Source organism: Bacillus sp. ATD, from assembly GCF_050585765.1.
Taxonomy (GTDB): Bacteria; Bacillota; Bacilli; order Bacillales; family Bacillaceae; genus Bacillus; species Bacillus stercoris.
In genome coordinates this window covers 104,791-117,155 of record NZ_JBOBQH010000004.1, presented here as the reverse complement: position 1 = coordinate 117,155, position 12,365 = coordinate 104,791, and the positions used below count along the sequence as shown (strand labels likewise).

The window sequence follows — 12,365 nt, the reverse complement described above, 5'->3', positions numbered from 1 at the left end:
TAACGGAGGTAAGGCGGATGGATTTTGTACGGGTAGAGGTAGAACGAAGGCGAATGACTGCTGGGCGGTGGGTTCCTCGTTTAATTATGGGAATGCTCGGTTTAGCACTTTTGTTGTTGAGCGTCATTTTGATCGTCACAATTATCGGCATCTTGCCTGGGCTTGGTCTCGGCGCCATTAGCGTATTTCTTCTTTTAGGAGCCTTCGTTGGTGGTGAGCGCTTAGAATGTCCGCAATGTGAATTTAAGAACAACTTTGTCATGTATGGCAAACATAACGTAACTTGCCGTAAGTGTAAGCAGAATATAGCGATAGATTGGAAGAAGCCCCGTCCTTAACCGGATGGGGCGTTTTTTACGTTTATGATATCCGCAAACCTAACGAAATTTGTATCGCCTTTGGCGTCCTTCACGCGAAACTCCTTCCGTATGTGGTCCACGTAATGTACTGCGCCAATTACCTCGCGTATGTACCCCTCGTCGTAAAGCTCGAATGCGAGCGGCGCACCGAACTCCATCGACTCAGCGACCGTCATTTCCATATCCTCGATCTGCTGCGCATCTAGCTGTGGCTTTTCAACTTTCCGTTTCTCTTCGGCTTGGCGTGCTAGGTCGGCTCTGTGCTCCGGTAATATAATGCGCATCGCCCACCGTTTATCCTCGATCTCCATGGCGAACACCTCCGCATTTATTATATGCGAATATGTGTTCGGTTATCAACAGTCAAAATAATCCTCTCGATCGACTTCGTATCCCAGCGACCTTAAAGCGCGCTGTACTTTTACCCACGTTGAAATACGCGGCGCATAATCGCGATCATTACACATGCTCGTCATTGTGCCGTGACCTATACCGGCCTTTTGGCGAACTTCCTCCTGCGCGATTCCTTCTCGATCTAAAAAGCGGCCGAATCGGCTGCGTCGTTTACCTAGTCCAAACATCGGACAACACCTCCTAAAATCAGCGTGTCCAAAAAATCGGAAAGTTAAACGTGGGCAAAAAACTGTGATATTGGACGATCCGTATCGCGTAACGTTTATTAAACGGCAACTACACGGCAGCTAAACGGTAGGGTGCGGGTAGGTTCGGCAGAGTTGCGAAAAGGTTACCGCACTTGGTGGCGACTTCCGTAATGGTTATTACCGTGTTAACCTACCGCACTTTATCGCGTTTAACGCCCATAACGAAGCCGTTTACGAAATTTGTTAAGGAGTGAGGGAGATGAGCGAAGCGAGACGAAGGAACGACAGGGCGGGGCTCACACGGGCGTTTTCGTTCGTGCCCGACGGATTCACAGCGGCAGGATTTTTCGATATGTCTCCGGAGGTAGTCGGCTTGTACGCGTTAGTAGGTGGCGCGGGCTTGGTCTGCATCGGAGCGGCTTGGCTAGAAGGTCGCTTGTTCGGCGGCAAATTTGCGTATATTGGAGACGCAGTAAACGGGCTCTTACGGTTCGTCCTACCTGCGGGGTATGCCGTGTTGCTACTGCGTTTTTTAAACGCGATATGAAACGGTTTTTGCGCAATCTTCACGCCAAGCAGACGCTAAAGTACGCCTTTGATGCCGCCGGCCTGTGCGCAGCCAAACGCTTGTCTAGCGGAAAAGAAGCGCGCCGATATCCGAAAATCCATGACGTTGATATTAACGAAGAGAGAACGCGATATGTATTTACGTTGCTAAACGGAATGGACCCGAAAGAAATCGCGAAAAAGGAATTTGTGTTCCGGCAAGTATTCGGACGCAACGTTGAACTAAGCGGCGATCTAAAGCGTTATGTGCTTACGGTTTACAGCGCCGAAATGCCGGCCGTATTGCGCTATGACTTTGCGGAAATCCAGCCGGTTATAGAGCGCCATAAGCTAGGCATTATTGCAGGCAAAGATCGCCACGGCCGTTACGTCAGCTTCGATTTATTAACGCAGCCACATATTCTTATTGCGGGCGAAACAGGTAGTGGAAAGTCAACGCAGCTACGATCGATCTTGACGACGCTGATTAAACAGAACCGACCCGACCGACTGCAATTATACCTCGCCGACTGTAAGAAATCGGAGTTTCACGTATTCCGGAAAGTCGAACACGTACAGTGCGTTCTAACGAGCGCAGAAGACATACGAAGAATGTTACGAAGCATAAAACGCGAATTAGATGAACGCAGCAACCTGACGGAGCAATTCGAAATAAGCCATATCGACGAACTTCCGGACGATCAGCGCCGGCCGTATATAGTCGTCTGCATTGACGAGTTTCTTCTATTAAGAAAAGACGCCGAGATCATGGACGTATTAGCGGAGCTCGTCGCGATAGGACGTACGCTTGGAGTATTCGCAATTCTTTCGATGCAGCGTCCGAATGCCAAGACGCTTGATACGACTATTCGCGCGAATCTAACCGTAAGCATGGGCTTTAAGCTTCGCGATATAACGGAGGCCCGAATCGTCAATACGCCAGGCGCCGAGAAGCTAGACGTAAGCGGGCGGTTCATAATGGCGGCCGACAAAACCTACGAACTGCAGGCGCCGTATCTCGAAATGAACGAAGCAAAGGCGCTGCTAAATCCGTACTGCGTAATGAAAGCGCCGACCAAAGACGTAACGCCACCGGCAGCCGATCCGGAAATCTTAACGGAAAAGGACGTGTTTATCGATGGCCCTTACTAACCGAGATAAAGCGATCATTGCGGATCTTAATAAATTTCGCGTAATGGATCGCGATACAATTGCCGAGCTACACTTCGGAAATTTGCGCAGACCAAAATACGCAGCCAATAACGTTCTGCTGCGGTTGCTTAGGGACGGACATATTCAGCGATCGACGGCGCGCCAGCCTTACGTTTACTTTGGCGGCGAAACAACGATGAAAAAGAACAGCGCCAAGATCGATCATTTTCTTGCGATAGGTAACGTTTATAAAGAGATGCGGGGACAGTCGTTGGAGTCGTTCTTGGTGGAGCCGAAGTACGGCGAAAAGGGAACGGTCGAGCCGGATATATTTGCGTTATACCGGCGGACGCCTTTCTTTATCGAGGTACAGCGGTCGGTCTATTCGGAAAAACAGATGCGCGAAAAGTTAGACCGGTATGAAGCGTTTTTCCAGTCGGGCATTATTGCGCTGGAATCGTGGCAGAATCCTGAACGGATAATGTTTCCGCACGTACTGATTCTATCGGATACGCGATACGGACTTCCTTCGTTTCCGTTTAAGGTATTCCAGGCGCCGACCTTTACTGCGTTTATTCAGTCGATAACAAAGCCGAAAGAGAAAACGCCCGCGAATTAATCGTGGGCTTAATCGCGAAACTCAAACAATTCGTTCATATCCGTAATGCCTAAGCCCTTAGCGACTTTGGCGACATACTCGCGGTTTATTGTGCTACGTTGGTTTGCACACAGTTCAGAGATTACATTATTTCTTACGCCTATCTCTTCAGCGAATTTCGTTTTCTTTATTCCACGCTTTTCTAATATTTCCTCAAGCTTTATATAAAGGCGCATTTGTTCCACCCCTAGACATTTGATATTTATATTTTATCGCGTTATCGATATTTTGTAAATAAAATTATTGACTTATTGATAATTTGTTAATATTATTTAATTACTGATATATCGATAAAGTGAAAGGGGTTGGTGATATGCATTACTTAGCGGAACACCAAACGTTCGACTCTACGGCTCAACTTAACGAAGCTGTTTACGAACATATCAAGCGCAATACATACGAACTTAACGATACGGATCGCCAGGCGCTTAAGATGATCGCACGTTACGCGGTTAAGTTTAGCGGGGCGGCGCATCTCAAAGCGGAAACGTTGGCGAGCCTAATCGATAAATCCGTTAAGACGGCGCGGCGGGCGCTGAATAAATTAGCGAGGCTTGGCATCGTAAAGAAGGTCGCTACGACGAGGAAGATTAACGGAGGCAAAGGCGCGAACATAATCGTGATCCTGCCGGTCGGAAGCGGAGAAGAAAAACCGAAGGACGTACTTTTGTCCGAGGGTGACCAGTCGACAATGTCCAATCGCGGACAAGCCGAAAAGCCTACGGAATCAACGGTTGAAGCACCGAAAACGAAAAACGAACCATCGGATTTAATTAAGCGTTCTAAAAACCAAAATAACGTATTAGATACGGCGACTGTGCCGGCTGAAGCGTTAAAAGGCGCGCTTCCTAGCGAAATCTATAACGCAATGGCTCGCTACTTTGACGCAGATAAAATTTATAAATACTACGGAATTCTTTTGCGCGCTAAGGCAAGCGTAGACAGATCGATCAGACTCGAAGAACATGCGGCGCCTTTCGTTGAAGCGTGGCACGCAACGATTATGAAAGCGAAATCACACGAAATTAAGCGTTTCGACGATTACCTATACGCTGGGTTTAGGAAGGCGGCTTGGACGGTTAAGGCGCGCTTAAATCATGGCGGATCGCTTATGGAACGTTTCAGGAAGGCGTTTGAATCTGCGGAGTGACCTACGTTTGCCGTAGCGAGTTTCTTCTATTAATATTTACGCTTGACTATTTCGCCTACTATTCGCAATAATAGAGAACGTAGGCACCATTCGATCATGAACGTAAGACTAGCGTTTGTACGTCGGACCTTGAAATCCGATTGAATCAGCGTTTTGACATACCGAAGACATAACGAAAGGCCTTCTAAGCCGTCGGTCGGGAGTTCGAATCTCTCCTGGGACGTACCAAAAGAAAAACCTCAAATCCATTTAGGATTTGAGGTTTTTTGTTGTCGGCTTATGATTTTCATTTGTTATTTAACGGATCATCATCCAAGCCGTCAACTTTTCCTTCTTTATTCAGACGAGGTTCTTCTTTTTTCACAGTTTCAGAAATATGTTCATTTTCTTCAACAGTGCGTTTACCGACAACCACTTCATCAGTGACAACCGGTTTTTTAGTCACTTCCAGCTTTTCCTCAACGATTGGCACTCTAATTTCTTCCGAATCGTTGACGGGAGAAGCATCCGCTTTATTTTCATCCACTGGCCGGCGTTCGACATAAATTTCATCATGTCTCACCGGGATATCCATATCTCTTTTTTCTGTTTTTACTTCTTTTCCTATCTCTACTTCACCGGTTTGAACGTCTTCCTTATCGACTTTCAGCTGTTCTTCCCGGAGCGGCATCGTTTTTTCTTCTTTCGTTGTATAATCCGCCATTTCATTTGTGCTTGAAAAGCCGCCTGAAAGGGCATTGCCGTTATCAAGAGGAGCATTTACATCTGCATCTGTATCGACGGCTACCAGAAGTTTTCCGTCATCCAAATCTTCTTGATACTTGTCTATTTCATCCGTTTTAATATCCAAATCGGATAATGCTTTGCTGTGTGCAGCAGTATCATCCATTGTGAAATAATCTTTCAGTTTATCGAAAAAAGATTCAGATTCGCCCTGATGTGCATCGATGGCTTGATTGACCTCTGTTCCTGTACGTGACTCCAAATAATCTGTATCTCGCCGGCTTGTTACAACAGAGATGTCGTCAGAATCATAGCCTTTTGTGAGTAAGCCTTCAATCGCTGCGATGGTTTCCTGCGGAGTTTCGAATACACCAACTATGCTTTTCATATCAATCTCCTCCTTTATGAATTTGCATGATATCGTTCATGTCGTTTGTAATTCCCGCTGTTCTTTGAATTAAACAAAATTGAAAACATTGGGTGGGTATCAAAAGGGTGAAAAGTGTGTAAATACAAAAAAATAGATAAGACAGACTTTCCTCTGTCTTATCTATCTTCATAGTTGCAGCTCCTTCGTCATAAACACACTGTTCTGATCTTCAACATAGTCTGCAAACGGTTCGCAATACTGAAAACCAAAGCTTTCATACAATTTTCTTGCCGGCTCAAATGAAGTCATTGAACCCGTTTCTAAGCTTAGTCGCTCATAACCTCGCTTCTCGGCTTCTTCAATGATGTGCTGGAGAACTTGTTTGGCAACGCCTTTTCTTAAATGTGAAGCAGAAGTTCGCATTGATTTGATTTCTCCATGCCGGCTGTCCAGTTCTTTTAGCGCTCCGCAGCCGGCGAGTTCATCACCCTCCCAAGCGCTCCAAAATGTTATTTCAGGCTCTCTTAGTTTCTCTAAACCTAAGGCATGAGTGCTTTCTGGCGGGGATATAAGCGTCATGCTATGTAAATGCTCATTCACAAGTGAGACCACCTGACGTCCAGTTAAATCGTCTATTTTTATATGCAATTTTATTCCTCCTCAAACTTTGATCTTAATCATATTTCATCCTGTTTCCAACTATAAAGACAGAAAATCTGACAGTATTGAAGCCAATATATGAGTTGTAAAAGATGTTTGAAAGCAAAAAAAGAGGCCGAAATCGTTGTTCGGCCCTTGCAGTATTCTTTAATATCTAAAGCCTCCATGCACACCGGCTGTTCCGCTAAAACCGCCGACATGTGTCGCCGGAATACTGAACCCGCCGCTATGGCCGCTGAAGCCAGTGCCTGAAAATTGCTGTCCGAAAAAATCTGAAGTGTATGGATAAGAGGAGTACATAGCAGAGGGAGTGGTCAACGGGCTGTATGCCTGGCTGAACGGCTGTCCGTATCCGTATCCTCCAAATGGCTGCTGGCTTTGCTGGTAAAAGGCAGGGGAAGCAGGATAATGCTGCTGCGGAAAGCTGGGGAAGCTTGGAAAGCCCGCAGGAAATCCTTGCATGTCTGCAAATGATTTATTCATCGTATCACCTTTTCTTTGCAAGATACCATTAATGTATGCCGAGGGAACAAGGGGAGTGCCTATCCAGATTGAAATGGTTTGCAAGATGATCTGCCAGACTCAATTCCCATACGAATTATAGCGCGTTATAAAATCTTACACGTTTATGTAAAATTGAATTATTCTGGTGTATCCTTGATAGATTAATAAAAAAATTATAAAAACTTTTAACATTTGCAATTCCTTTTGTACCAATAATGAAAGCGTATACAATATAGATTGATTAATCAAAATTGTCTAATAATTTTAAAAAATGCTGTTGACACTGCGTCCAAAGCGGCGTAATATGAGTTCAACAAAAGATAAACGCAAGCTTCACAAGCGAAAATGATCGCAATATGATTCTGAAAAAATGAAAAACAATCGACCTTCTTGAACAGCTTGCAAGGCGTTCTGAAGGATGAATATGAAAAGCGCAGATGAGGATAAGTAGCCTTGATAAAGCTTTCCACAGAGAACCGGGTTAGCTGAGAACCGGCGAAGCTTTACAAGGTGAACTCGCCTCAGAGTGCCAGTCTGAAATGACAGTAGGACTTGGCCGGGTGAATTTGATTCACTCGTTACTAAAGCGGATAGAAATATCCATGAGACGGCCGACTAAGGCCATAAACAAGGGTGGTACCGCGGAAAGAAAAGCCTTTTCGCCCCTTTTAGCTATCGCAGTTACTGCGCGGCTGATTGTGGGTGGAAGGGCTTTTTTTATTGAATAATCAGCTATCTAGCTAATGAAAAGATGATCTTTAAAGGATGAAAATCCAAAAGGAGGAACTAAAATGAGGACTAATGTACAGGTGGATTCAGCATCTGCCAAATGTACACAGACGATGAGCGGAGCATTAATGCTGATTGAATCATTAAAAAAAGAGAAAGTAGAAATGATTTTCGGTTATCCGGGCGGGGCTGTGCTTCCGATTTACGATAAGCTATACAATTCAGGGTTGGTACATATCCTTCCCCGTCACGAACAAGGCGCAATTCATGCAGCGGAAGGATACGCAAGAGTCACTGGAAAACCGGGTGTCGTTATCGCCACATCAGGACCGGGAGCGACAAACCTTGTTACAGGCCTTGCTGATGCCATGATTGATTCATTGCCGTTAGTTGTCTTTACAGGGCAGGTGGCAACCTCTGTTATCGGGAGTGATGCATTTCAGGAAGCAGACATTCTAGGGATTACGATGCCAGTGACAAAACACAGCTACCAGGTTCGCCAGCCGGAAGATCTGCCGCGCATCATTAAAGAAGCGTTCCATATTGCAACAACTGGAAGACCCGGCCCAGTATTGATCGATATTCCGAAAGATGTAGCAACTATTGAAGGAGAATTCAGCTACGATCATGAGATGAACCTCCCGGGATACCAGCCGACAACAGAGCCGAATTACTTGCAGATCCGCAAGCTAGTAGAAGCCGTGAGCAGTGCGAAGAAACCGGTGATCCTGGCGGGTGCGGGCGTACTGCACGGAAAAGCGTCAGAAGAATTAAAAAATTATGTCGAACAGCAGCAAATCCCTGTGGCGCACACCCTTTTGGGGCTCGGAGGCTTCCCGGCTGACCATCCGCTTTTCCTGGGGATGGCGGGAATGCACGGCACGTATACAGCCAATATGGCGCTTCATGATTGTGATCTTTTAATCAGCATCGGCGCCCGTTTTGATGACCGTGTCACAGGAAACCTGAAACACTTTGCCAGAAACGCAAAGATTGCCCACATCGATATTGATCCAGCTGAAATCGGAAAAATCATGAAAACACAGATTCCTGTAGTGGGAGACAGCAAAATTGTCCTGCAGGAGCTGATCAAACAAGATGGCAAACCAAGTGATTCAAGCGAATGGAAAAAACAGCTCGCCGAATGGAAAGAAGAGTACCCGCTTTGGTATGAAGAGAATGAAGAAGAGGGTTTTAAACCTCAGAAATTGATTGAATATATTCATCAATTTACAAAAGGAGAAGCCATTGTCGCCACGGATGTAGGCCAGCATCAAATGTGGTCAGCGCAATTTTATCCGTTCCAAAAAGCAGATAAATGGGTCACGTCAGGCGGACTTGGAACGATGGGATTCGGCCTTCCGGCGGCGATCGGTGCACAGCTGGCTGATAAAGATGCCACTGTCGTCGCGGTTGTCGGAGACGGCGGTTTCCAAATGACGCTTCAAGAACTCGATGTCATTCGCGAATTAAATCTTCCGGTCAAGGTAGTGATTTTAAATAACGCTTGTCTCGGAATGGTCAGACAGTGGCAGGAAATTTTCTATGAAGAACGCTATTCAGAATCTAAATTCGCTTCTCAGCCTGACTTCGTCAAATTGTCCGAAGCATACGGCATTAAAGGCATCAGAATTTCATCAGAGGCGGAAGCGAAGGAAAAGCTGGAAGAGGCATTAACGTCAAGAGAACCTGTTGTCATTGATGTGCGGGTTGCCAGCGAAGAAAAAGTATTCCCGATGGTGGCTCCGGGAAAAGGGCTGCATGAAATGGTGGGGGTGAAACCTTGAAAAGAATTATCACATTGACTGTGGTGAACCGCTCAGGCGTGTTAAACCGGATCACCGGTCTATTTACAAAAAGGCATTACAACATTGAAAGCATTACAGTTGGACACACAGAAACAACAGGCGTTTCCAGAATCACCTTTGTCGTTCACGTTGAAGGAGAAAATGATGTTGAACAGTTAACAAAACAGCTCAACAAACAGATTGATGTTCTGAAAGTCACAGACATCACAAATCAATCGATTGTCCAGAGGGAGCTGGCCTTAATCAAGGTCGTCTCCGCACCTTCAACGAGAACAGAGATTAATGGAATCATAGAACCGTTCAGAGCCTCTGTCGTCGATGTCAGCAGAGACAGCATCGTTGTTCAGGTGACAGGCGAATCTAACAAAGTTGAAGCGCTTATTGAATTGTTGAAACCTTATGGCATTAAAGAAATCGCGAGAACAGGTACAACGGCTTTTGCGAGGGGTACCCAGCAAAAGGCGTCATCCAATAAAACAATATCTATTGTATAAAACATAACAAGGGAGAGATTGAAATGGTAAAAGTATATTATAACGGTGATATCAAAGAGAACGTATTGGCAGGCAAAACAGTAGCGGTTATCGGATACGGTTCGCAAGGCCACGCACATGCCCTGAACCTTAAAGAAAGCGGAGTAGACGTGATCGTCGGTGTTAGACAAGGAAAATCTTTCACGCAAGCCCAAGAAGACGGACATAAAGTATTTTCAGTAAAAGAAGCGGCAGCCCAAGCTGAAATCATCATGGTTCTGCTTCCTGATGAACAGCAGCAAAAAGTATACGAAGCTGAAATCAAAGATGAATTGACAGCAGGAAAATCATTAGTATTTGCTCACGGATTTAACGTGCATTTCCATCAAATTGTTCCTCCGGCGGATGTAGATGTATTCTTGGTAGCGCCTAAAGGTCCGGGACACTTGGTCAGAAGAACATATGAGCAAGGAGCCGGCGTACCTGCATTGTTCGCAATCTATCAAGATGTGACTGGAGAAGCAAGAGACAAAGCTCTCGCATATGCAAAAGGAATCGGCGGCGCAAGAGCGGGCGTATTAGAAACGACATTTAAGGAAGAAACAGAAACAGATTTGTTCGGTGAGCAGGCGGTTCTTTGCGGCGGATTAAGCGCGCTTGTCAAAGCAGGATTTGAAACATTAACTGAAGCAGGTTATCAGCCTGAACTTGCATACTTCGAGTGTCTTCATGAGCTGAAATTAATCGTAGACCTTATGTACGAAGAAGGACTTGCAGGAATGAGATATTCAATTTCTGACACAGCACAGTGGGGAGATTTCGTATCAGGACCTCGCGTTGTGGATGCTAAAGTAAAAGAATCGATGAAAGAAGTATTAAAAGATATCCAAAACGGTACATTCGCAAAAGAATGGATCGTCGAAAACCAAGTAAACCGTCCTCGTTTCAATGCTATCAATGCGAGCGAGAACGAGCATCAAATCGAAGTAGTGGGAAGAAAGCTTCGTGAAATGATGCCGTTTGTGAAACAAGGCAAGAAGAAGGAAGCGGTGGTCTCCGTTGCGCAAAATTAATTTTTTCGATACGACGCTTCGTGATGGTGAACAGTCTCCTGGAGTGAACTTGAATACACAGGAGAAACTTGCCATAGCTAAGCAGCTCGAAAGACTCGGGGCAGATATCATTGAAGCGGGATTTCCCGCTTCGTCCCGAGGTGACTTTTTAGCTGTTCAGGAAATCGCTAGAACCATTAAAAATTGTTCAGTGACTGGTCTGGCCCGTTGTGTAAAAGGTGATATTGATGCTGCTTGGGAAGCGTTAAAGGATGGTGCTTACCCGAGAATTCATGTTTTTATCGCCACATCGGACATTCATTTGAAGCACAAGCTGAAAATGACACGTGAGCAAGTCATTGAAAGAGCAGTTGAAATGGTGACATACGCAAAAGAACGTTTTCCGGTTGTGCAATGGTCAGCTGAAGATGCCTGCCGTACTGAGCTGCCGTTTCTGGCAGAAATCGTCGAGAAAGTGATTGACGCAGGCGCCAGTGTTATCAATCTTCCAGACACTGTCGGCTACCTGGCTCCAGCGGAATACGGAAATATCTTTAAATATATGAAGGAAAACGTTCCGAACATTCACAAAGCAAAGCTATCAGCTCATTGTCATGATGATTTGGGAATGGCAGTTGCAAACTCTCTTGCTGCGATTGAAAATGGCGCTGATCAAATTGAATGCGCTGTGAACGGGATCGGTGAAAGAGCCGGAAATGCGGCATTAGAGGAAATTGCCGTTGCCCTTCATATCAGAAAAGATTTCTATCAAGTCGAAACAGGTATTACATTGAACGAGATTAAGAGAACAAGCGATTTAGTAAGCAAGCTGACCGGCATGGCTGTCCCGCGCAATAAAGCAGTTGTGGGCGATAATGCATTTGCCCATGAATCAGGCATCCATCAGGACGGCTTTTTAAAAGAAAAATCAACTTATGAAATTATTTCACCGGAGCTTGTCGGTGTAACCGCAGATGCGCTTGTCCTAGGTAAACATTCTGGACGCCATGCATTTAAAGACCGGTTGACTGCTTTAGGATTCCAATTTGACAGTGAAGAGATTAATAAATTCTTTACGATGTTTAAAGAGTTGACTGAGAAGAAAAAAGAAATCACTGATGAGGATCTTGTTTCTCTTATTTTAGAAGAAAAAGTAACAGATCGCAAGATTGGGTATGAATTTCTTTCTCTGCAAGTACATTACGGAACTAGTCAGGTCCCTACGGCTACCCTTTCTTTGAAAAATCAAGAAAACGCAGAGCTTATTCAGGAAGCTGCAACTGGGGCCGGAAGTGTGGAAGCAATCTACAACACGCTTGAGCGCTGCATCGATAAAGACGTGGAGCTCTTAGACTACCGCATTCAGTCTAACAGAAAAGGCGAAGATGCATTTGCCCAGGTGTATGTAAGAGTTTTGGTGAACGGAAAGGAATCAGCAGGGCGGGGCATAGCGCAAGACGTATTAGAAGCATCAGCGAAAGCCTATTTGAACGCAGTAAACCGTCAATTGGTTTTCGAGTCGAATATGAGCGGACTTAAAAACCACACAGCTGTCGGATCATAAAAGAAAGGAGAACGG

Annotated in this window: 14 protein-coding genes, 1 tRNA gene and 1 other annotated feature; of the genes, 9 read left to right on the top strand and 6 right to left on the bottom strand. The window is 45.3% G+C overall.

What is annotated here, in order from left to right; genetic code table 11:
• The first annotated feature begins 17 nt into the window (after positions 1 to 17).
• Positions 18 to 338, top strand: coding sequence for a hypothetical protein (locus ACQXR1_RS11175; protein WP_430772132.1), 321 nt, complete (start codon positions 18 to 20; stop codon positions 336 to 338).
• Here the strand turns inward: ACQXR1_RS11175 and ACQXR1_RS11170 are convergent.
• Positions 335 to 670 (bottom strand): YolD-like family protein, encoded by a 336-nt coding sequence (locus ACQXR1_RS11170; RefSeq protein ID WP_430772130.1) that lies wholly within the window; start codon positions 668 to 670, stop codon positions 335 to 337. The two genes, ACQXR1_RS11175 and ACQXR1_RS11170, sit on opposite strands and share 4 nt — an antisense overlap.
• Before the next feature lie 45 nt (positions 671 to 715).
• Positions 716 to 940, bottom strand: a complete 225-nt coding sequence (locus ACQXR1_RS11165; protein ID WP_129092577.1) for a transcriptional regulator — start codon at positions 938 to 940, stop codon at positions 716 to 718.
• Positions 941 to 1,381: 441 nt separating this feature from the next.
• On the opposite strand from ACQXR1_RS11165, the gene ACQXR1_RS11160 reads away from it, so the two are divergent.
• Positions 1,382 to 2,659: an FtsK/SpoIIIE domain-containing protein gene (locus ACQXR1_RS11160; RefSeq protein ID WP_430772128.1), complete on the top strand. Its 1,278-nt coding sequence runs from the start codon at positions 1,382 to 1,384 to the stop codon at positions 2,657 to 2,659.
• Positions 2,646 to 3,278: a hypothetical protein gene (locus ACQXR1_RS11155; RefSeq protein WP_430772126.1), complete on the top strand. Its 633-nt coding sequence runs from the start codon at positions 2,646 to 2,648 to the stop codon at positions 3,276 to 3,278. The genes ACQXR1_RS11160 and ACQXR1_RS11155 overlap by 14 nt, the downstream gene beginning before the upstream one ends.
• Before the next feature lie 8 nt (positions 3,279 to 3,286).
• On the opposite strand, the gene ACQXR1_RS11150 is transcribed toward ACQXR1_RS11155, so the two are convergent.
• The gene (locus tag ACQXR1_RS11150; protein WP_317161304.1) at positions 3,287 to 3,493 is read right to left on the bottom strand and encodes a helix-turn-helix domain-containing protein; all 207 of its coding nucleotides are present in this window, start codon (positions 3,491 to 3,493) and stop codon (positions 3,287 to 3,289) included.
• Between the two features lie 137 nt (positions 3,494 to 3,630).
• Here ACQXR1_RS11150 and ACQXR1_RS11145 point away from each other — a divergent pair, with 137 nt between their 5' ends.
• Positions 3,631 to 4,467 (top strand): helix-turn-helix domain-containing protein, encoded by an 837-nt coding sequence (locus tag ACQXR1_RS11145; protein ID WP_430772125.1) that lies wholly within the window; start codon positions 3,631 to 3,633, stop codon positions 4,465 to 4,467.
• A 111-nt stretch (positions 4,468 to 4,578) separates the two neighbouring features.
• A tRNA-Arg gene (locus ACQXR1_RS11140) sits at positions 4,579 to 4,695 on the top strand.
• Positions 4,696 to 4,753: 58 nt separating this feature from the next.
• On the opposite strand, the gene ACQXR1_RS11135 is transcribed toward ACQXR1_RS11140, so the two are convergent.
• From ACQXR1_RS11135 to cotQ, 3 genes are all read right to left on the bottom strand, one after another.
• A complete protein-coding gene (locus ACQXR1_RS11135) occupies positions 4,754 to 5,578 on the bottom strand; it encodes a YsnF/AvaK domain-containing protein (RefSeq protein ID WP_071581549.1) in 825 nt (274 codons plus the stop codon).
• Between the two features lie 168 nt (positions 5,579 to 5,746).
• Positions 5,747 to 6,208: a GNAT family N-acetyltransferase gene (locus ACQXR1_RS11130; protein WP_326273023.1), complete on the bottom strand. Its 462-nt coding sequence runs from the start codon at positions 6,206 to 6,208 to the stop codon at positions 5,747 to 5,749.
• 159 nt (positions 6,209 to 6,367) lie between these two features.
• Positions 6,368 to 6,703, bottom strand: coding sequence for an inner spore coat protein CotQ (gene cotQ / locus ACQXR1_RS11125; protein WP_046160707.1), 336 nt, complete (start codon positions 6,701 to 6,703; stop codon positions 6,368 to 6,370).
• 446 nt (positions 6,704 to 7,149) lie between these two features.
• Positions 7,150 to 7,394, top strand: a binding site (T-box leader).
• Positions 7,395 to 7,515: 121 nt separating this feature from the next.
• Here cotQ and ilvB point away from each other — a divergent pair.
• Genes ilvB through ACQXR1_RS11105 form a run of 4 tightly spaced genes read left to right on the top strand, consistent with a single transcriptional unit; the run spans position 7,516 to position 12,350 of the window.
• Positions 7,516 to 9,240: an acetolactate synthase large subunit gene (gene ilvB / locus ACQXR1_RS11120; protein ID WP_069839666.1), complete on the top strand. Its 1,725-nt coding sequence runs from the start codon at positions 7,516 to 7,518 to the stop codon at positions 9,238 to 9,240.
• Entirely contained in the window at positions 9,237 to 9,755 is a 519-nt protein-coding gene (gene ilvN, locus ACQXR1_RS11115; RefSeq protein ID WP_014664873.1) for an acetolactate synthase small subunit, read from the top strand. The genes ilvB and ilvN overlap by 4 nt, the downstream gene beginning before the upstream one ends.
• Before the next feature lie 23 nt (positions 9,756 to 9,778).
• Positions 9,779 to 10,807 carry a ketol-acid reductoisomerase gene (ilvC, locus tag ACQXR1_RS11110; RefSeq protein ID WP_003222549.1) on the top strand — a complete coding sequence of 343 codons (1,029 nt, stop codon included), beginning with the start codon at positions 9,779 to 9,781 and terminating at the stop codon, positions 10,805 to 10,807.
• Positions 10,794 to 12,350, top strand: coding sequence for a 2-isopropylmalate synthase (locus ACQXR1_RS11105; protein ID WP_040082253.1), 1,557 nt, complete (start codon positions 10,794 to 10,796; stop codon positions 12,348 to 12,350). Before ilvC ends, ACQXR1_RS11105 begins: the two co-directional genes overlap by 14 nt.
• Positions 12,351 to 12,365: the final 15 nt, after the last annotated feature.